Below are 20,260 nucleotides of genomic sequence, written 5' to 3' on the forward strand. Positions count from 1 at the left end.
GAACTGGAGGAGCGAGAGCGTCCGCCCGAAAGCTTTCTGTAGGAAAGCTCGCATCGTAAGCATAGGCTGTCTCCGGATTTCAACCGCGAACAGCGGTTATAATCAAGAAATCTGGAGACAACAGCGGCCGTAAGTCAAAACATTCACTGTAGTTGCCACATTGCCGATCCAGTATTTCTATTCTTTAGCTGCAGGAGCACATGACGTCACAATTCATGTGCTCCTGTTCTATGTCGGATTGTATTCGCTTTGATAGATTTAGTGTAGACTAGCATTGAGGTTCTTTGGTGAAGGAGGTTGTGCTTTTGATGAAACGTGCTGCCGGTGTGATGGTTGCGTTACTTTTCGTGACTATCATGTACATCATGTACAGCAAATATATCAGTCCTGAAATATCCGGTTCACCGGAATTCCACAATGCCAATGAAGCGAATAAACCAGTGGAGGACGAGCCGGAATCACTGGTAACATTGAAGGTGATTATGCCTGGCGATCTGTCTGCGCGTATGGGGGATTTCGTTGAGAATGAATTAAATGACCGATTAAAGAAAGATCTACATATGAAGCTTGAATTGACATATATTCCATGGTCTAATTATCAGCAAAAGTTGGAGCTGGCCTTATCCACCGGAGAAAATTATGATTTGTTCTGGTATGGCGCACCATTCGTCTCTGTGTACTACACGAAGAATTATATTCAGCCTTTAGATGACCTTCTGAACCAATACGGGCAGGATCTTATCAAACATATTCCCGCAGAGAATTTCGAGCAGAACCGGATCGATGGAAAGCTTTGGGCGATACCGTCTCAGGCTTTTACATCCGCAGGGAAATTCTCGTCCGTGATGGTCCGCCAGGATTTGCTGGAGAAGGTCGGCATGTCAGAAGTTAAGACGATCGCTGATATTGAATTATTTTACGAAAAAATGCACGCTATAGATCCGAGTTATTATGGTTATTTGGAGACGGACCGAGGGCATGAAATGCTGTGGCGCGAATTGACAGACCGAAACTACTCTTCACTGGACGAACGGCTGTTATTTATGGTGGACGAGGATTCCGGGGAGATGCTGAGTTATGTAGAGTCTGATTTGTACAAAAAAGTAGCTCAATTACGCGAGTCATGGGTGGAAAGAGGGATTATTGATAAAAATCTGGTGGGCAATCCGGCAGCGAAAATCGATCAGGAGAATGCAGGGAAACTTCTTTTTCGAGTGGGAGCGGTCTCGAGGGCGATGGAGAACCTGCAGACGGCACGGAATGCCGATCCGGACGCCAGGCTGCGCGAGTATTATTTTGCAAAAGACAAACCTAAGTTTATTACTACCCCAAGCAACGAAGCATTTATGATAGCCGCTGCATCCAAAAATCCTGAACGCGCCATGATGTTTATGAACTGGATTCTGCATAGCAAAGAGAACTACAACTTTATCATCTATGGGGTAGAGGGAAAAGACTATCAACTTGAGAACGGTAAAATTAAGCTATTAACCAATGACCAGCTGATGTATGAGTGGATGTGGCGGAACAAGGATTATTTTATCGCACCTGCCAGTGTAGAGGACGACATCATTAAAGACATGCTTGCGAACGACGAGAACTCCCGTATTTCCAAGCTGTTCGGGTTTCATTTCAACGAGACACCCGTCAAACATGAGATGGCGCAGGTTATGGCGGTTTATAAGGAGAAGTTCGAACCTATCAATTTTGGATTGGCCGGTTATGATGAATATTATGATGATGCTATTACGGCGCTCAAGAAGGCAGGTTATGACATTGTTTTTGCTGAATTGAAAAAGCAGTTCGCTGAATTCAAACTCCAAAAGTCAGAAGCTATGTCTAAAATGGAGAGGGATCGATCATGAGCAGATTCAGCATATTCACAAAACTGATAGCCACTTTATTGATCTTGCTGATCCCGATTCTTTTTCTGTTTGGGGTGTCGAACCGGACAAGTACACGTGTACTGACTGACGAAATCATTAAAGTGAAGCAATATCAGATAGAAACGTTAGCCAATCAATTGGATCAGTTGTTTTTCCGGCTGGATACTTATAAAAAAATGCTCTACGAGAGCACGGATGTACGTAATTTAGCTTATCCTGATTTGCTTGACGACGTCTTGGATAAATATAGAGTTAATCGAACGGTCGCTGAAGAAATTAATCGACTGGCCGGTTATGGGGATTGGAAGGCAGTGATCGCAGTTCTCTACCCCCGCACTGGAATTGTCATCAAAAGCAACTCCAGTTTGAATGCGCTTCCGAAGGAGCTTCCTGCACAGGATACATTCTGGCAATACTATTCCGATCCCAATGAGGATTATTTCATGGAAATATTGTCTTATCCCGAAAATTCAGTGGAGCCAGGCGAGGCGCATATGAGAATTGTGCTTAAATTTGGTTTATCCGCTTTGCGGAGTGCCTTGTCTGAATTTAAAGCGAAGGGTTCGGGAGATCCGTTTCTGTATCATCCGGGAGCGGACCCTATTTATAATTATTCCGTAAATGTTGATCAAATGAACGAAATACTGCCCCGGCTTAGCGGGATAGACAGCTCGATGGAAAGCGGCTATATGCTGATTGAATCTGACAAAACGAGATTTCAAGTACACTATCAGAAGCTGGAATCCCTAGGCTGGTATCTTGTGGATTATGTACCCATCAGTCATATTATGGCGCCCATCAGTCGAAACCAGAACATGTTTTATATGATCAGCGGGATGCTTTTGTTTATGGGGGCTTATCTTGCTTTTGTGATGTATCGAAATATTCAGATTCCATTCCGGAAACTGATCAAGAATATGAATTTGATTGAAAAAGGGATTTATTCTGTGCGAATGACAGACAAGCCCAAAGGCGAGTACCGGTTTATTTATGACAGATTTAACTCTATGGCGTCCCAAATCGAGGAATTGATCGAGGATGTGTATAAAGAACAGCTCCGGTCGAAGGATGCAACGCTGAAGCAGCTCCAGTCGCAGATTAATCCGCATTTTCTGTACAACACGCTTGCTTATATCAAAAGTATGATTGAGCTGAAAGAAGATAAAGCCGCTATTTCGATGACCATGAATTTAAGCAAATATTATCGTTACACGACCAAAACGGGGAGTAAGATGGTACGTCTGAAAGAAGAACTGGATTTGATCCATTTCTATCTGGAGATCCATTGCATGCTGAGAGACGATTTCGAATTTCATATCGAGGTTGATCCGCAGATGGAAGATTTGGAGGTTCCGCGGTTAATCGTTCAGCCGCTTGTCGAGAATGTCATTCTTCATTCGTTTAGCAATCATTCGGATTATGGAGTGATTCGGATTAGATGCTGGAGGGAAGAAGGCATGAACCATGTAGCGGTTGAGGATACAGGCACAGGAATTGATTATTTAGTCATGGAGTCTATTCGAGTGAAGATCTATTCCAATAACGAGGAGTTAGAATCCGGGCTGAAAAATGTCCATCAGCGTCTGCGGTTGATGTACGGCGGCGACTCAGGGTTGCTGATCAGTCAATCGGAATTAGGCGGGCTATGCGTAGAATTGTGTTGGAGCAACCGGGAAGTTGTATCTTGATCTAGGGGGTATAGGGATGTACGAAGTATTGATTGTGGATGATCACACACATTTGGTTGACAGTCTGGCGATTGGACTTCCCTGGGAGCAGATGGGGATCAGCAATGTCTATAAGGCATATTCCGGCGAGGAAGCCCTGGAGCTGCTGAATTACCGTTCCGTTGATATTGTTGTAACGGATATCCAGATGAACGGCATGACCGGACTTGAATTGATCGCCAGAATCAATCAGAAATGGAAAAACACGAAAGCGGTTATTATCACCGGATTTGATGAATTTCAATATGCACAGGAAGCCATTCAACAGCAAGTATGCGATTATCTCTTGAAGCCGGTATCGAACGAGGAATTGGAGCAAACCCTTCGAAATATTATTGATAAGATTACTATAGAAGGTAATGAGCTGCTGGGTCAGCAGAAATTTGTGTACCGTTTCCGGGAGAGCTTACCTAAATTAAGAGAGTTGTTTCTGTTTGATTTAATATCCGGCAAAAATCACCCCATATCTGATCTGAAGGATAAGATTCATCTGTATGGGCTTCCCTTTTCTTTTGAAAATGAGGTCATTCTCTTATGTATGAGAGTGGAGGAGGATTATTCGAATACGGATCTTTATAGTCTCTCATTGATCGAATATGCCATGATTAACATCGTAGAAGAAGTTTTTTCGAATCAATTTAATGTGATGCAATGTAAGGATTCTCATGATTATTTGATCTTTCTGGTTCAAGCCAAACAAGTTGAAGAATCCGGCACAGACAGCTCCGCAATCATAGAGGATTTGGCCAGGCTCTCCCAGCATCAAATTAAATTATATTTGAAATCGAAGGTTTCTATTGTGCTAAGCAATTGGGGAGGTTTCCCGAAAGACATATCGTCCATGTACTACTCTGCTTTATCGGTATATACCGATTATATAGGCTATCAGACAGAAAGTTTTTTTCATGTGAGACAGAAGAAGGAAGCTTTCGAAATTCAGCCGCTTGCCGAGCTATATCGTTCCCAGACTTTAATGGAGTTAATTGATATCGAGCAGTGGGCAGCCTTTGAGGAGAAGCTGATCCGCATATTCGACGAGTTAGAAGGAGCAGGCAGCGGAGCCCGTGAGTACGGTGTTGAAATCTATGTCACGTTGCTGCAAGCCTACTCCTATTACTTGCATAAAAAAGGAAAGCGGATCTTTGAAGTATTTGGAAGGGACATCGAGAAAATGCTGAAAATTGATGCCAGTTGGAGCCTGGAGCCGTTAAAAGATTGGGCATTCAGCAGCTTTGTCCAAATCAAAGCTTACAGTGACAGCCGATTGGACAATATACGGTCTAACTTGATGGAACGGATCCGCCGGTTTATACAAGACAATATCAACGTTATTACACTTCAAGCGGTTGCCGATCATGTGAATTTGCATCCTGTATATATATCCAACTTATTTAAACAGGAAACGGGAGAGAATTTCTCGAACTTTGTGCTTCGCCTGCGAATGGAGAAGGCGGTTCAGCTGTTGAAGCACAAAGATTTGAAGATAAGCCAAGTTGCACATGAAATCGGTTATCAGAAACCGCAGTATTTTATTAAACTGTTTAAAACCCAGTACGGGATGACGCCGCAAGAGTTTAAGAACAGTTTATAAGGCCTTATCATGAGTGAGGCTGTATCTATTTTTGTTGAAAAAGTCCCCTTTTCACTGCGTAGGAGCAGATGAATAGGGGATTTTTTGGGTCTGCACAATTATCTCCGGAGTTAATTACAGTTCCACCCAAGCTACCAGTCCATCCGGCTCGTCCGGATTGATGTTCAGGCGCTCCGCCTGATGGATAGCCACGATCTGCGGAATGAAGATAAAAGGAATGCCCAATGCCGCTGCATCAAGCGGATGTTCTGAAACGATGGCGAGATCAACAATTCCGGTCAATTCACTGGATTCGTGGTCCGCTAGTGCAATGATGGTTGCTCCTCTATCTTTTATATCCTGCAAGAGATTCAACTGGTATTTGGTATCATCTCCGGTGATTGCAGCGATAACAAGTGTGTCGGAACCCACAGTCACCATTGGACCATGACGGACATCAAGAAGGTGGAAGGCATGAGCCTGAACCTTGGCAATCTCGGTCAACGCTATAGCACCTTCAGATGCAAGACCGTACAGTTCTCCATCTGCCAGCAGAATAACTTTATTCCAGTCACCATCGGCAGCCTTGCGGATTTCGCTTTCTGTTGCAGCCATGTAGGCTTCACCCTGAAGAATGGCATTTTTAATTTCCGCAATCACCCGCTCATCATTTCCCAGGAAGGCTGTGAGCATCAGGTTAGCAATATAAAGATTGGTCACGGTACGGGTCTGGCACACACTGTGGTCAAAAGCCCAAGGCAGCTCCAGAGCAAAGTCGGACTTCCTCGAAAGCGGAGAATCCGTTACACAGGAAATAGCCAATACGGGCACATCATGTTCTGCCTTGATCCGTCGAACAGCTTCAACAACTTCGCTGGTACTGCCTGAGCGTGAGGGGGCAATCAGCAGCGTGTTCCGCAGTATAGGCGAATATTGCCGGAAATTCAGCATCAAGTCACCGCCTGCGAGTACACTGGACGGCAAGCCAGCACGCACAACCGCAGAGAATGCAGCTGATTCACTCAAACAATAACTTGAACCACAGCCCACGAATGTAACGGAGTTTATTGAGCATGAATGCACAAATTGTACGATCTCTTCTTTTTTGGCCAGCATATAGTCAAAAGTTAGCTGCAGAGCAGTATATTGCTGCCGGATTTCTTTATAAGTTAAACTCATTGACTGTACAACCTCCCGGAAATAGACGAATTGTTTTCGATATAATCAAATAGTAAATCAAGTAAATGATTTATTCAATCAATATTTTTATATAAAAGATCATTTTTATTGCATTAAATGATTGATTAAATCATATATTGCGATTATCATTAGTATATAAATGATCTATTCAATCATAATCTAATATGAGGAAAGGTGATCCAAGGACGAAATGATTGAAATCTATCACGCACGCATTCTGACACCGGACGGCTGGATTGAAGACGGTAGTCTATTCATTGAGAAGGGTAAAATCAGTGAAATTAGCAGTGAGCCGAGAATACAGAGGCGGGATGGGTCAGAGTGGCACACGATAAATGCCGGAGGAAAAATGCTGCTCCCCGGATTTATCGATATTCACGTTCATGGCGGCGGCGGGTACGATGCTATGCGGGGTAACGTGGATGAGCTGTTTGGGATGTGCCGGTTTCATGCATCTAAGGGAACCACTTCTCTGCTCGCAACGACACTTACCGCGTCGCAAGATGAAATCCTGCAGGCGCTGCAGGCTGTGTCTGCGGCGATGAAGCTGGAGCGGAAGCGAGATGGCGCTAATTTGCTTGGTGTTCATTTGGAGGGTCCCTTTCTGAATGCCGAGAAATGCGGCGCGCAGAATCCTGCGGATCTTCGTGAACCCAGCATGGAAGAGTTCAAGGCGTTCTGGCTGGCATCAGGTGGAGAAATTAAGGTAGTCACCATTGCCCCGGAGCTTGAGCACGCTGAGGCCATGATCAAATATGCGGCAGGGCAAGGCGTGACGGTCTCACTAGGTCACACCAATGCAGATTATGAAACGATGACCCGTGCGGTGGAATGGGGAGCAACCCAGGTAACCCATGTATTCAATGGGATGCGCGGATTCCATCACCGGGAGCCGGGTGCTGCAGGAGCAGCGCTGATGCTTGACCAGCTGGCAGTAGAAGTGATCTGCGATGGTGAACACATCCATCCTGATTTAATCAAGTGGATATTCGCTGTAAAGCCCGCCGGTAAGGTGATTATGATCACGGATAGTATGTGTGCTGCCGGATGTGCGGACGGCGATTATCTATTAGGTAAGCTGCCCGTTGTTATGCACGAAGGAACGGTACACCTCAAGCGAGAAGATGGCGGGATTGGAAGCCTCGCGGGCAGTTCACTGACAATGATTGACGCTCTGAAGAAAGCTTCTGTATTTACGGGAATGGCTATCGCCGATATTGTTCCTGCAATGACCATTCACCCGGCTATTCAAATCGGCTTAGGCTCCAGCAAAGGAACGATTGAGCTTGGGAAGGATGCGGATGTGATTCTGATTGACGAACAATTCCGGGTATGCCAGACCTATGTGCTGGGCGAATTGGTTTATGACGGTGAATAGCAATAACGCCAGGTGAGAGGAGACGGCCAAATCAGTGATTTATACAGCCGGTGTAGACGTAGGGGGCACCAATATTGTATGCGGCCTGATAAATGCTGCCGGGGAAGTCGTAATCAAAGCGAAAGATCCTACTTCCGCCGACAAAGGTCCGCAGGCCATTATCCAAGGCATAGCGGAGAGGATTAGACACTTATGTGCAGAGACAGGTATTGGTACAGATCAGCTAACAGTCATTGGCATGGGGATACCCGGACTGGTAGATCCCGTTCAGGGCATTAGTCTGCGGGCGGTGAATCTACAGTGGACCCATGTTCCCGTAGCAGAAGCTTTAAGGCGAATTCTCGGCATACCGGTTTATATAGACAACGATGTGCGCATGTATGTGTACGGAGAGGCGGCCTGTGGCGCGGGCCGCGGGTTCAATCACGTGTTCGGAATTACCATCGGAACGGGTCTGGCTTCAGCATTTGTAAATCACGGGCAGATGTATCACGGACACCGGTTTATCGCCGGAGAGATTGGGCATGCGCCTATGGATGAGATCGATTCTGTGTGTAATTGCGGGAATACCGGCTGCCTGGAGACCGTTGTCTCTGCTACGGGAATTGCTCGGCAAGCTAGACAGCGGATCTTAAACGGAGAGAGCAGCCTGCTGCGTAATTGGATTCCTGATACTAATCAAATAAACGCAGGCGATGTCTCAAGAGCATGTGAATCAGGAGACAGGATGTCACGCGACATCCTCTCACATACTGGACGAATTCTGGGCAGAGCCTTGTCATGGGTAGTACCGGTCTTATCGCCGGATGTCATTATTATCGGCGGAGGCGGAGCTTTGGCCGGTGATGCGCTTGTAGGCCCTATGCAGCAAGAACTGAACAGACGTCTGCTGCGGGACTACCTTGGCCACTTCACCGTGAAATACGCAGAGCTAAACGATGATGCTGGAATCATTGGCAGCGGCATTTGGGCCTTGCGCCAATTTAATGAACGCAGGGGTCAATAAAATTGTTTTAATTGCACATTTGGGTCAAATGCAAAATCAGAGGTTGATTTACGTGCGGACAGAGCGGAGGGTCGGAGGGATTCTGGAGAAACGGCAGTGGTCGCCTTTAAAGTCCAATTTCAACCTATAAGATCTCTTACAATCAGGAAATGGGACTTTAACAGCGATCGTAAGAACCCTCCGAACCGTAGCGGCCTCATTCACCAAAGGTCAGATGTTGATCAAAATTTATTACTTGGGAGGAATTATTTATGCCGCTTATTTCATCAACTGCCATGCTTCGGCAGGCAAGAGCCAATCATTACGCGATTCCAGCGTTTAACGTGCATACACTTGAAATGCTTCAGGCAGTTGTAGAAGCTGCCTTGGAAGCCCGTTCGCCACTTATTATCCAAACGACCATGGGGACGGTCAAGCATTTGGGTCCGAAGTATCTGGTGTCCGCCGCCAGTGTTGCTGCTGATCAGTCTGGGCTGCCGATCGCGTTGCATCTGGATCACTGTACAGATTTTTCGTTGCTGGTGCAGTGCATTTATGCAGGCTATACCTCCGTTATGATCGATGCTTCCATGCATTCTTTTGAGGAAAATGTAAAGCGCACCTCCAAGGTTATGGAGATTGCAGCGGCAGCGGGAGTCAACGTAGAAGCGGAATTAGGCAAGGTCGGCGGAGTCGAGGATGAGATTGTTGTCGAGGAGCGTGACGCGCTTTTGGCAGATCCTGAGGAATGTAAGCTTTTCGTTGAGAGAACAGGTGTATTCACTTTGGCACCGGCGATTGGAACAGCTCATGGTATTTATAAAGGCGAGCCCAATATTGATTTTGCGAGAATTGAAAGAATCGCAGCTTTGGTTGAGACACCGCTTGTGCTGCATGGCGGTTCAGGCATCCCGGGTGAGCAGGTGAAGCGGGCGGTGCAGCTGGGTATGGCTAAAGTGAATGTAGCTACTGAACTCCGGATTGAGTTCTCCAATGCGATCAAGACAGTATTTAATGATAATACGGAGGAGAATGATCCCCGGAAATATATGATCCCGGCCAAAGATGCGGTTAAGCGTCTGGCTTTGGAGAAGATGGAGCTGTGCGGAAGCTTCGGCAAGGCCGATCAATTAAAATGATTACGACCGTTACACTGAATGCCGCCGTTGATAAGACGTACTATGTGGACAAAATGGTTGCCGGTAAGGTGCACCGCGTCTCCAGAGTGATCAGTGAACCTGGGGGCAAAGGCAATAACGTGGCTAAAGTTGTAAAGCTATTGGGCGGGGAGGTTACAGCCTCAGGGTTTGTTGCCGGCAGCAACGGAGCATTTATTGACCATCGTTTGCAAGAATACGGCATTCTGACTTCATTTGTTTCTGCAAAAGGTGAATCCCGTACTTGCCTTAATATAATTGACGTAAGCAGCAACAGTTCAACGGAATTATTGGAGCAGGGGCCGGAAATCGACCCTATCCATTTAGACAGATTCAAAAAAAGATTGGTTGAGCTCTCCTTGACTTCGAAATATGTTGTGCTCTCCGGGAGCTTGCCTTTGGGCGTTCCGGCCACTACTTATTCAGAACTTATTCATATAGTACAATCTACAAATGCCCGGGTATATCTGGATACCAGCGGGCCGGCGCTTGGCGAAGGATTGCAGGCAAAGCCGCATTTTGTGAAGCCGAATGAGGAAGAACTCGCACAGTGGTCTGGTAAAGAGAAAATGAGCGACGAACAAATCGTTGATGCAGCAGCCAAGCTTGCAGGAAAAGGGATTCGCCAGGTATGTGTTACGTTAGGTGCGCGGGGTACCATAGCTTTTATCGATGGGATCGGCTATCGGGCTATTCCTCCATATGTCGAAGCGGTTAACACAGTCGGATGCGGAGATTCTTTTGTTGCGGGAATGGTATTTGCCGAGGAGCAGGGAGAATCTGCTGCGCAAAGGCTCCGGGTGGCGACTGCTGCCGCTTGTTCAAACGCCTTGTCCAGCAAGGCGGGCCATTTTAACAACGATGTCTATCAGATGTATCTTCATCAAGTGAAGATTGAAGTCCTATGATCTCTTTGATTCTTGCAAAGTTGTCCGGTTTCCTCCAATATTAGTTATTAGGATTAAAGGATAAAGGTTCCCCGGAGGAGAGAGTTATGGATCATTCAAAGACCGGATTACGCAGAACGAAAATCATAGAGTATATAAAGGTGCACGGTAAAATTACGGTTCAGGAGCTCATCCAAGAGTTTGGCTGCTCCGAGGCTACGGCGAGAAGGGATTTGGACTGGCTGGACAAGTCGGGAAAAGTCATCCGCACAATCGGAGGAGCCGTATACGAAGGTAACCTTCGTCAGGAACCCTCAGAGGTATCCTTTAGCGATAAGCAATTCTCTCTGAAAGAAGAAAAAGAGAAAATTGCCCGAATCGCTGCTTCTTTGGTCAAAGAAGGTGATGTGGTATGCCTCACAGGAGGAACAACAACGTATTTTATTGCCAAAGCACTAAAAAAACACCAGCACATTACGATAGTTACGAATGCAGTTAATATTGCCGCCGAGCTTGCTGAAGCGGAGGGAGTTAGGGTAGTCGTTATTGGAGGGGTCATGCGCGCGGGTAGCTACGAATTGATTGGGCCTCTTGCGGAGAGTGTAGTGAAGCAAGTAAATGTGACCAAAATGTTCCTTGGTGTAGATGGGGTGTCCCAGGAGCATGGCTTCACGATGCATTCTGAGCTGGAAGCAAGTATTGCTCAGCAGCTCATCATGCGTTCCAGTGAGGTTTATCCGGTATTCGATGACAGCAAATTGGAAAAATCCGCGTTGTTTACGATTATTCCCTTGGGCAAGGCTACGGGTATTATTACGAATAAACAGCCCGAGTCTTGGCTGGAATCGGCGTGTATCGAGCAGCAAGTCAAGATATACATAGAAGAATGAGACTGGGAATTAATCAAAATTGATAAAACTGTTCTTGTTGCATCAGCAGGTTTTGTGTTGCTTTCCAAAGTTCTTTCTGCATCGCGGAATCTCCCCCAGGAGCTACCGGTTCGATGCTTTTTCCTGTTCCCACGTTGAAGTATCCTCCCGTAACCTCGTGATACTTAGGCTCCACGATTAACCGGGTAATAATATCCGTTCCTCTTCGCGGATCTCCAAGATGCAGTAATTTCAAAATACGTTCGATAACAGAGGCAAATCGGAGTTCGCGTCCGAGTCCGGTCACATTAAATCCGGGATTTAATGCATTCACGCTGACTCCGGTGCCGGCCCATTGCCGGGCTAGTTCGGCGGTGAACATGATATTTAATAATTTGGTTTTGCCATAGATCGGCGATGAGCCGCGGGCAGTAAAGGGCGTGGTGTCAGTTAAATCTCCGGGGAGTCTAAGTACGCCATGGTTACGCGAAGCCTCAGAGGCAACATTGACTACTCTTGCCGCACCTGCGTTCTCCAGAGAAGGCCGCAATGTATGTGTCAGCAGCCACGGTGCCAGATAGTTAACTGCGATCATCTCCGGAAATCCCTCGGAAGTTACTCTTGGTTCGAAGGCATGGATTCCTGCATTGTTCAAAAGAACGTCGATTTTAGGATATGCGGCTGCTATTTCTTGGCCTACGCGCTTAACATCTTTCATTAAGGATAAATCTCCGAAAAAAAAGTCAACTTTCGCTGAAGGACTGCTGTTTTTAATCATTTTTCGAGTGGCATCGGCCCGTTCTCTGCTTCTGGCTGTCAGTACAAGATCAAAACTGCGTTGTGCTAATTCAATGGCAACGAGTTGCCCAAGACCACTCGTTGCACCGGTAATAACAACAATGGGATTAGTAGTCATGATCATTCTCCTTTATGTGATACAATATTTTGTGATATCATCAACATGATTGATATATGTCCACTATATTGATTTAATTGATATATGTCAACTAATTATCTCTTTTGATTAAAGGACAGGTGAAAGTGAATGAATGACAAGAACTACAGCAATGACTCGAGAGAACAATTGGAGATCGCCCTTGGCGAACAGCTTAATGCGCTCATCAGCGCTTCACATGCATTAAATGTCAGAGCTGCAGCGAGGTTTGATTCCTCCTTGCAGCCTGCTGCCTTCCATATTATCCGCTGGCTCTATTCCTATGGGCCGACAAGCGCAGCTGCTCTGGCGGAATCAACCGCAATGGACCGGAGCTCGGTCAGTCGCCTTGTTAAGCAGTTGGAAGCATTGGGGTATGTACGTAGAGATGCATCTCCACTTGATGGCAGGGGTATTCTGCTATCTCTGACGGAGCTTGGCCAACAGAAGATAATTAGTGCTCTACAGGAGAAAGAGTCCGCTTTTTATGAACGGATTGCACATTGGAATGATACCGAGCTTCTCGATTTCATCCATATGCTGAAGCACTTTAATGGGAAAATAATTGACAAATAAACAAATCAAATATATTGTAGATACATTAAGTCTGTGATCAGAAGATACCGTAATCCAGTTCGGTATGCTTAACTAAACGGGAGAGGTGAATTTTTTTAGTTTAATCACGGATATAATATATCTTTAATGTATTTGTAATTTTGCTAGATGAGAGGAGAATCGGTGGAACATCATTTACGAAAAAAACCTGGGGTCATCGTTGCCTCCCTGGTGATCGCCAATTTTCTGGCACAGCTAATGCAGACAATGCTGAATACGGCGCTGCCGCGGATGATGAGTGATCTGGAAATTCAGGAAAACGAGGGACAATGGCTGATCACCATTTATTTTCTTATTACAGGGATAGTGGTGCCTGTTGCAGGTTTCTTGATCGGGAAATTCTCAACGAGGGCATTATTCTTCGCTTCAGGGGGGGCTTTCATTACTGGAACGCTGATCGCTGCCGTTTCTTCTGACTTCGCTATGGTTTTGGCCGGACGTTTGGTTCAGGGGATGGGGGCAGGCTTATTGATGCCGCTGTTCCAGACTACGATTCTGAGAGTGTTCCCGAAGGAGAAGATGGGTACGGCGATGGGGCTGGTAGGTCTGGTGATGGGGCTTGCGCCTGCACTCGGTCCGACGCTGTCGGGATTTGTAGTGGAGCATCAGTCCTGGCGGCTGCTGTTCTACGGGGTTCTACCCGTTGCGCTTGCCAACCTGTTACTAGCTTATATCAGTCTACGGAATGTGGGAGAAAAGAATACTGCGAAGCTGGATCTCAGATCTGTTCTTTATTCATCACTTGGGTTCGCAGGCCTGCTGTACGGATTAAGTCTAGCAGGAGATCAAGGGAAATCCGCTGTGCTCGCAGGGGTGGTCATTTTCGCCGGAGCTGGAATGATAGTCTTGCTCATAAGGCGGCAGCTTAAGCTGGCTGAACCTCTGCTGGATTTCAATTTGTTCCGTTCACGGATGTTCACCTATTCTTCAGTGATTGGGGTGATTCTGTTCTTCGTCGTGATCGGGCTGGAGTTGTTCCTTCCGTTGTATGCCCAGAAGGTACGGGGGCTGACACCGCGGGAATCAGGTCTTATGCTGCTTCCCGGGGCGCTGCTCATGGGTGGTTCCGGTTTGATTTCGGGAAGACTGTATGACCGATTTGGAGTCAGAATGCTAACCCGGGTTTCCTTTTTAAGCATGACGGCTACATTGCTTGTTCTGGCTATCCTGCTAACGCTGCATACTCCGTTTTTGCTGCTTATCCTAATCTTTGCACTATTTATGACTGAGGTCGGATTTATAATGGCCCCGATTACGGCATTTACGATGAGTAGTGTACCTGCGTCCAGACTCGCTCATGCATCACCGATGACGATTACGATCCGATCCTTGGGTGGCTCGACAAGCGGGGCAGTGCTCGTGGCCGTTATGACATCTGTATCTGGATATAGCGGATTAGATTTTCCCGGGAATATGCTGCAGGGAATACGGGTTGTCTTTTGGATACTCGCTGCAATGGCCGGACTGGGATTGGTACTTACCTTTTATCTCAAGGAGCATGCGAAGCTTGACGTCGCCCGAAGATAAAAGCTATCATGGATGAATAAAGTCTTTGATTGGATTGGGGTGAAGTATGTAGCATGAAGTATTCCAAAGCGACGAATTATGCCCTGCATACGATGCTGTTTCTGGTGGCCGCAGCGAAAGATAAGCCTATCGGGGTGCAGCAGCTGGCAGAACGTCAGGATGTATCCCCCACGTATCTGTCTAAAATATTGACCAAGCTGGTGAAGGCGGGACTCATTGAGTCTGCATCCGGTGCGAACGGTGGGTATCGGCTGAAGCAGAGCAAGGAAGATATTTCGTTCCTCGATATTATCCATGCCATTGAAGGCACGGCCTCTTTGTTCGATTGTGCCCTGAACCATCCCAGCGAGTGCCTGATCCAGCGGGAAATGGTAGAAGCGGAGCAGCGGATGGAAGAGTATCTTCGCAGCAAAAAGATCGCTGAGCTTGCTGCCAAAATAACGGAGCGTTAATGAAGTGCCGTTATTTTTACGGTTAATTATAGATATAATAAGTCTTTGAACTCTTTGAATATTTCAACTAAACAGTATGAAAGGGATGAACGAAATGATAAATGAATTATTTAACGAACAGGTATGGGAGAAGGCGTGGAAGGAGGACCCGCTGTCTATGGGCAACAAAATGAAGCGGGCAGGCGTCGATTTCACCCGCAGCTTCGATCATAAGGCTAAAACCTTTAATGAAGAGGTCTTCAGTGATGCCGGGAGACGCCGGAGCGAGCGAATTATCGGCTGGATCGAAGGCCAGGGAGTGGAATTTGACGGCCTCTCCGTGCTGGACGTCGGGGCGGCTTCGGGGGGATTCTCCGTTCCTTTTGCCGAGCGTGGAGCAAGAGTGACAGCCGTGGAACCCAACCTTCCTCTGTTGGAATTGCTTAAAGCCAATACAGAGGCTCTTAACCGGGAGCAGGTACAAGTTGAGATTGTCCCGCAGGCCTTTGAGGACATTGACGTGGCGGGAAAAGGGTGGGAGCAAGCCTTCGATTTGGTCTTTGTGTCCATGTGTCCGACGATTGTGGATTGGGACAGTGTGGAGAGTGTCATTAGCTGCGCGCGTCAATTCTGCTATATCAGTCTTCCGGCAGGAATGGGACAGCACAGCCTGCTGAACGAGGTAATGCCTCTGCTGTCTGAACAGAGAAGCAGTGCTGGAGTTTCGGATATGGCCTATCTGCTGCATTTGCTCTACCTGAAAGGATATGCCTACGAATCCATTGTTACCTTGGAGACGAAGACTACCGAACTCAGCCCGGAAGCTGCTATTGAAGAGGTCATGGGGCAACTGAAGCATCACCATACCGTTGCTGACGAATCTGCCCGGAAGATCGTTACGGAGTATGTGCAGCGCACCTACGGTGACGGACCGGTAACGGTAAGCCAGGGCGGACGTTTTGGTAAAGTGCTGATCCGGCTGAAGGAACAGAATATGTACAGCAGAAAATGATCATTTCGCCTATCGTATCACCGTAATTCAGAAGGCGTGCGGTTCCTCACCTGCTTAAACACCCGATTGAATGTTCTAACGTTCGTAAATCCGCATTCCAAGGCGATGTCTATCATCGTCTTGTTTGTGCTGAGGATCAAAGCTTCTGCATGGTTTACTCTGAGGTTATTCAAATATAGTGTGAAGTTCATCCCTGACATCTCTTTGAAATAACGGGAGAAGTGGAACAGGCTCATGTTCGCATGATTCGCGGCGTCTTCCAGGGTAACGTCGTTCATGAAATTCGCGTCCAGGTAATCAAGAACGTTCTGCAGAATATTCATCCGGATCAACCGGCGTTTGTCCTTTCGGTGGTTAGCCGGTTCGCAGCGGGAATGCCTCAGGATCAGGCCGCTCAACTCAAACAGCTTGCCGGTAAGCAGCATCTCGTAATAGGCGGGTTTTTGCTCCACCTCCGGCAGAAGAGCATTAAGAATAGCGGTGATTTGGCCGAAGTTTTCTTGAGTCATGCTGCTGTCACCGGCTTCATACCCGGCAAGAAAAGGCGAGGTAAGCCGGACATCCTTAGGCCAGCCGCCGGGGCAGCCGATAAGTTGGGGATTAAATATAACCAGCAGAATCGTGGATTCATGCTCTCTGCTGTCATAATAGTGGATGTCGCCGCTGGCGCATACGGCCAGGTCACCCTTTTCCAGAACCCGCGATTCCGAATTAATTCCCATGCGAATGCTTCCATCCAGCACAAAAGCCAGCTCTACATCATTGTGCCAGTGCGCCAGGAAACTGATATTGTGAGCGGTGCCAATTTGAACGGGAAGGTTCAGCCCATACATGCGGTTTTCGTGAAATGCCCTCATTGTTAGAAATATCCTCCTGTCCAAACATTGCTTACAATCTAGCAAAAAATGTCCATAAAAGCAATGGGAATGACGCGCCTTGAAAGCTGCTTTGAACTACAATCAAATCGAGGCACACAAGAATCGGGTGTTGACCCGGAAGTTAAAGGAGAACTGGAAATGGCTAAGAAGGCATTGATCGTATATGGCGGTTGGGATGGGCATCAGCCGAAGGAAGTATCGGAGATATTTGCCGGATTACTGCGGAATGAAGATTTTGAAGTGGAGATTTCGGATACGCTGGACTCTTTTAAAGATGAAGAGAAGTTACTGGAGTTGGATCTCATTATTCCCGTGTGGACCATGGGAGAGATTACCGCAGAACAATTGGCTCCCGTACTCAAAGCTGTCAGCTCCGGAGTGGGGCTTGCCGGCTGTCACGGTGGAATGTGCGATTCGTTCCGAACCAGTGTGGATTGGCAATTTATGACCGGGTCGCAGTGGGTGGCCCACCCCTTTAACGATGGCGTGGAGTATGAGGTGAATATCACTGCTTCCGCCTCTAGCCCGATCACAGAAGGAATCCGGGATTTCAAAGTGAAGTCGGAGCAATATTATCTGCATGTAGATCCAGCTGTCAATGTGCTCGCTACAACTACCTTTTCAATAAGTGAAGGACCTCACTCTGCTAATGGCATTATCACCATGCCGGTGGTTTATACCAAACGGTGGGGCAGCGGCAGAGTGTTTTATAATTCGCTGGGGCATCAGGCCAATATTTTTGATATCCCGGAAGCCTTGGAACTCATGCGCAGAGGTTTTCTCTGGGCGGCTAAATAACAAACGGAGGTCATTCAGATGAGCAAAGTTAAAGTAGGCATTGTCGGCTGCGGGAATATCAGCGGTATTTATATGGAGAATTTGAGCGGTATGTTTAGTGGCACGGAGGTGGTTGCCTGTGCCGATCTGAATGAGGAGCGGGCACGCGAGGCGGCAGACAAGTATGGAATTCCCCATGTGTTGACTACTAGTGAGCTGCTGGCCTCGGATGAAATTGAAATCGTTGTGAATTTGACCACTCCCAAGACCCACTATGAGGTGTGCCGCCAGGCGCTTGAAGCGGGCAAACATGTATACGTGGAGAAACCTTTATCCCTTTCACTGGAGGATGGGGCAACGCTTGTGGCTTTGGCCCGGGAGAAGGGACTATTCATCGGCTGCGCGCCGGATACATTCCTTGGAGCGGGGTTGCAAACCTGCCGTAAGTTGATTGACGACGGATTTATCGGTAAGCCTGTTGCCGCTACAGCTTTTATGGTCTGCCATGGCCACGAAAGCTGGCATCCCGATCCGGAATTCTATTATCAGGCGGGCGGCGGACCGATGTTCGATATGGGTCCATATTATCTGACGGCGCTCGTATCGCTTCTTGGTCCAGCTAAAACAGTATGCGGAATGACGCAAGTGACCTTTCCGCAGCGGACGATTACCAGCGAGAAGAAATTCGGCAACGTCATCGATGTTGAAGTGCCTACACATGTTGCCGGAACCGTACAATTCGAGAGCGGAGCGATTGCCTCAGTCATTACCAGCTTTGATGTCTGGAGCAGCCAACTGCCGCGGATTGAAATTTATGGTTCACAGGGTACTTTGATAGTCCCTGATCCTAATACCTTCGGCGGCAAGGTGCTCCTGCGGCCGGCAGCGGGTGAAGAGTTTATGGAGATTCCTCTGGTGTACAATTATGCCGAGAATAGCCGTGGAATCGGTGTAGCTGATATGGCGGAATGTATCCGTACCGGAGATAAACCGAGAGCAAACGGTGAGCTGGCAAATCATGTGCTGGAGATCATGCACGCATTCCACACCAGCTCGGATACGGGTCGTTACGTAGAGCTTGCGACACTCTGCGAGCAGCCAAGACCGCTGCCTATGGGTTTGATTAAGGGTGAAGTGAAGTAGCGGTATTGCGAAGATAACACATGCTTCTATAAAGGGGATGTTCCATGTGAGCATCTCCTTTTTATTGTTTCAATGAACGCCTTTTACCGATCCGGGGATTTTATAATTGAACAGTTACATCTCTCTATGATAGTCTCAATAAATGGGAAGTGTGGGCATAAATAGCGTATTCTTTTAAACAGAGCTTTGCAACGATGTAATTTCATTTAACCTAAGGGGGGAGTCCGATTAAACATTTTTTGAACAAAATAATACATATGTTTCTGCTAGTAATCCTGACAGGGTCTGTGATTCAGACTGCTGCGCCTTCCGCGAATGCATCCGGTTCACAGACAGTATATTCTTCATTTAATATCAGTATCGATGATCGAAACGTGAATGAACTTGGATACTTCATTACCGATTTTGCAAAAAAGAGGGCTCTGACCGTTACTTATGTGCCCTTAAAAGCCATAGCTGAGGAACTTGGTGCAGCGGTACGCTACACGTCAGCCAAAGCTCCGATAATCGTCACTTATGACGGTCCTGCAGATCACAGAATGACTTTCACGGTTAACAGCAGCAGGGTAACGCTGGATGGAATTACAACAGTGATGGAAGATATGGTTCGGTTCAAAGATGGAGTCGTTCTGGTCCCTCTTAACTTTCTAAAGGAAGGAATAGCTTTTAAGATTGAGAATCCGGGAGAAGCCAATAAGAATGAACCATTGCGACTGAAATCTATGATGGAAGAAGTTGAACAAGATCAGAGTGCACATCACTCATCTATAGAGGAAAAGAAACCCAATAAGGACTGGAAGCCTTTTGGCAGTCGATCGTATTCGGTAAAGCGGTTCTAAGCGGTTTGAAATGGTTCCCATTAACTCACACTCTGATTTTAAATGTACCCTCGACGGTAACTTTTGAAGGCAAAGTCTACAAGGTGCAAATTGCTTTTGGAGAAGGAATGGCAAGACCTGTTGAGATTACTACAGGCAAAGAAATTGTCCTTTCCAATTTATCCGATGATTTTCAACTACAAATAACTATGAAGAATGAGAAGGATAAAGGCATAGATTGGTACACATTGAAAACGGAGTATTTCAGGTATCGGAATATCGACAAGTCACGCGGTTTGACAGGGCAGTTACTGGTCACTGATTATTACGGCGAGCTAACGGATCTGGAGACTGTTTTGAGACAGTTAGGCATCGGGAAGTAATAAACTTGTTCAAGGTCTGTAACCATGGCGAGGAGGGTATTCTTGCCTTATTTCTCATTCTTATTGTTCCTCATGCGGTGTCT

The 20,260-nt window shown here is 46.9% G+C and carries 19 protein-coding genes; 16 read left to right on the forward strand and 3 right to left on the reverse strand.

Annotated features, from left to right (window positions below):
* Nucleotides 1-308 precede the first annotated feature (308 nt).
* Genes ACAN55_RS10310 through ACAN55_RS10320 form a run of 3 tightly spaced genes read left to right on the forward strand, consistent with a single transcriptional unit; the run spans nucleotide 309 to nucleotide 5,204 of the window.
* On the forward strand, nucleotides 309-1,865 hold the full coding sequence (locus ACAN55_RS10310; protein WP_379131957.1) for an extracellular solute-binding protein: 1,557 nt from the start codon (nucleotides 309-311) through the stop codon (nucleotides 1,863-1,865).
* Nucleotides 1,862-3,574, forward strand: coding sequence for a sensor histidine kinase (locus ACAN55_RS10315; protein WP_379131684.1), 1,713 nt, complete (start codon nucleotides 1,862-1,864; stop codon nucleotides 3,572-3,574). Before ACAN55_RS10310 ends, ACAN55_RS10315 begins: the two co-directional genes overlap by 4 nt.
* Nucleotides 3,575-3,590: 16 nt before the next feature.
* Nucleotides 3,591-5,204 carry a response regulator transcription factor gene (locus ACAN55_RS10320; protein WP_379131688.1) on the forward strand — a complete coding sequence of 538 codons (1,614 nt, stop codon included), beginning with the start codon at nucleotides 3,591-3,593 and terminating at the stop codon, nucleotides 5,202-5,204.
* Nucleotides 5,205-5,318: 114 nt separating this feature from the next.
* Here ACAN55_RS10320 and ACAN55_RS10325 read toward each other — a convergent pair whose 3' ends face one another.
* A complete protein-coding gene (locus tag ACAN55_RS10325; protein WP_379131691.1) occupies nucleotides 5,319-6,362 on the reverse strand; it encodes an SIS domain-containing protein in 1,044 nt (347 codons plus the stop codon).
* A gap of 211 nt (nucleotides 6,363-6,573) precedes the next feature.
* On the opposite strand from ACAN55_RS10325, the gene nagA reads away from it, so the two are divergent.
* The 5 genes from nagA (at nucleotide 6,574) to ACAN55_RS10350 (ending at nucleotide 11,680) form a co-directional block, all read left to right on the forward strand.
* Nucleotides 6,574-7,761 (forward strand): N-acetylglucosamine-6-phosphate deacetylase, encoded by a 1,188-nt coding sequence (gene nagA, locus ACAN55_RS10330; RefSeq protein ID WP_379131694.1) that lies wholly within the window; start codon nucleotides 6,574-6,576, stop codon nucleotides 7,759-7,761.
* 34 nt (nucleotides 7,762-7,795) lie between these two features.
* A complete protein-coding gene (locus ACAN55_RS10335; RefSeq protein WP_379131697.1) occupies nucleotides 7,796-8,767 on the forward strand; it encodes an ROK family protein in 972 nt (323 codons plus the stop codon).
* Nucleotides 8,768-9,018: 251 nt separating this feature from the next.
* Nucleotides 9,019-9,885: a class II fructose-1,6-bisphosphate aldolase gene (fba, locus tag ACAN55_RS10340; protein WP_379131700.1), complete on the forward strand. Its 867-nt coding sequence runs from the start codon at nucleotides 9,019-9,021 to the stop codon at nucleotides 9,883-9,885.
* Nucleotides 9,882-10,811: a 1-phosphofructokinase gene (gene pfkB, locus ACAN55_RS10345; RefSeq protein WP_379131703.1), complete on the forward strand. Its 930-nt coding sequence runs from the start codon at nucleotides 9,882-9,884 to the stop codon at nucleotides 10,809-10,811. The genes fba and pfkB overlap by 4 nt, the downstream gene beginning before the upstream one ends.
* An 86-nt stretch (nucleotides 10,812-10,897) precedes the next feature.
* Nucleotides 10,898-11,680, forward strand: coding sequence for a DeoR/GlpR family DNA-binding transcription regulator (locus ACAN55_RS10350; protein WP_379131706.1), 783 nt, complete (start codon nucleotides 10,898-10,900; stop codon nucleotides 11,678-11,680).
* Between the two features lie 13 nt (nucleotides 11,681-11,693).
* Here ACAN55_RS10350 and ACAN55_RS10355 read toward each other — a convergent pair whose 3' ends face one another.
* Nucleotides 11,694-12,575 (reverse strand): SDR family NAD(P)-dependent oxidoreductase, encoded by an 882-nt coding sequence (locus ACAN55_RS10355; protein WP_379131708.1) that lies wholly within the window; start codon nucleotides 12,573-12,575, stop codon nucleotides 11,694-11,696.
* Nucleotides 12,576-12,704: 129 nt separating this feature from the next.
* On the opposite strand from ACAN55_RS10355, the gene ACAN55_RS10360 reads away from it, so the two are divergent.
* From ACAN55_RS10360 to ACAN55_RS10375, 4 genes are all read left to right on the forward strand, one after another.
* Nucleotides 12,705-13,169 carry a MarR family winged helix-turn-helix transcriptional regulator gene (locus tag ACAN55_RS10360; protein WP_379131711.1) on the forward strand — a complete coding sequence of 155 codons (465 nt, stop codon included), beginning with the start codon at nucleotides 12,705-12,707 and terminating at the stop codon, nucleotides 13,167-13,169.
* Nucleotides 13,170-13,331: 162 nt separating this feature from the next.
* Nucleotides 13,332-14,735, forward strand: coding sequence for a DHA2 family efflux MFS transporter permease subunit (locus ACAN55_RS10365; RefSeq protein WP_379131714.1), 1,404 nt, complete (start codon nucleotides 13,332-13,334; stop codon nucleotides 14,733-14,735).
* Nucleotides 14,736-14,788: 53 nt separating this feature from the next.
* Nucleotides 14,789-15,187 carry an RrF2 family transcriptional regulator gene (locus ACAN55_RS10370; RefSeq protein ID WP_379131717.1) on the forward strand — a complete coding sequence of 133 codons (399 nt, stop codon included), beginning with the start codon at nucleotides 14,789-14,791 and terminating at the stop codon, nucleotides 15,185-15,187.
* A 94-nt stretch (nucleotides 15,188-15,281) separates the two neighbouring features.
* Nucleotides 15,282-16,178, forward strand: coding sequence for a methyltransferase domain-containing protein (locus ACAN55_RS10375; protein ID WP_379131719.1), 897 nt, complete (start codon nucleotides 15,282-15,284; stop codon nucleotides 16,176-16,178).
* A gap of 17 nt (nucleotides 16,179-16,195) precedes the next feature.
* Here ACAN55_RS10375 and ACAN55_RS10380 read toward each other — a convergent pair whose 3' ends face one another.
* Nucleotides 16,196-17,035 (reverse strand): helix-turn-helix transcriptional regulator, encoded by an 840-nt coding sequence (locus tag ACAN55_RS10380; protein WP_379131722.1) that lies wholly within the window; start codon nucleotides 17,033-17,035, stop codon nucleotides 16,196-16,198.
* Nucleotides 17,036-17,194: 159 nt separating this feature from the next.
* Here ACAN55_RS10380 and ACAN55_RS10385 point away from each other — a divergent pair, with 159 nt between their 5' ends.
* The 4 genes from ACAN55_RS10385 to ACAN55_RS10400 all read left to right on the forward strand — a co-directional run bounded on the left by ACAN55_RS10385 (nucleotide 17,195) and on the right by ACAN55_RS10400 (nucleotide 20,177).
* Nucleotides 17,195-17,854 (forward strand): ThuA domain-containing protein, encoded by a 660-nt coding sequence (locus tag ACAN55_RS10385; protein ID WP_379131725.1) that lies wholly within the window; start codon nucleotides 17,195-17,197, stop codon nucleotides 17,852-17,854.
* Nucleotides 17,855-17,872: 18 nt separating this feature from the next.
* Nucleotides 17,873-18,976 carry a Gfo/Idh/MocA family protein gene (locus ACAN55_RS10390; protein WP_379131728.1) on the forward strand — a complete coding sequence of 368 codons (1,104 nt, stop codon included), beginning with the start codon at nucleotides 17,873-17,875 and terminating at the stop codon, nucleotides 18,974-18,976.
* Nucleotides 18,977-19,233: 257 nt separating this feature from the next.
* The gene (locus ACAN55_RS10395; protein WP_379131731.1) at nucleotides 19,234-19,815 is read left to right on the forward strand and encodes a copper amine oxidase N-terminal domain-containing protein; all 582 of its coding nucleotides are present in this window, start codon (nucleotides 19,234-19,236) and stop codon (nucleotides 19,813-19,815) included.
* 107 nt (nucleotides 19,816-19,922) lie between these two features.
* A complete protein-coding gene (locus ACAN55_RS10400; protein ID WP_379131734.1) occupies nucleotides 19,923-20,177 on the forward strand; it encodes a hypothetical protein in 255 nt (84 codons plus the stop codon).
* Nucleotides 20,178-20,260 lie beyond the last annotated feature (83 nt).

Origin of the sequence: Paenibacillus oryziterrae (assembly GCF_042610485.1) — a bacterium.
Classification (GTDB): domain Bacteria; phylum Bacillota; class Bacilli; order Paenibacillales; family Paenibacillaceae; genus Paenibacillus_AQ.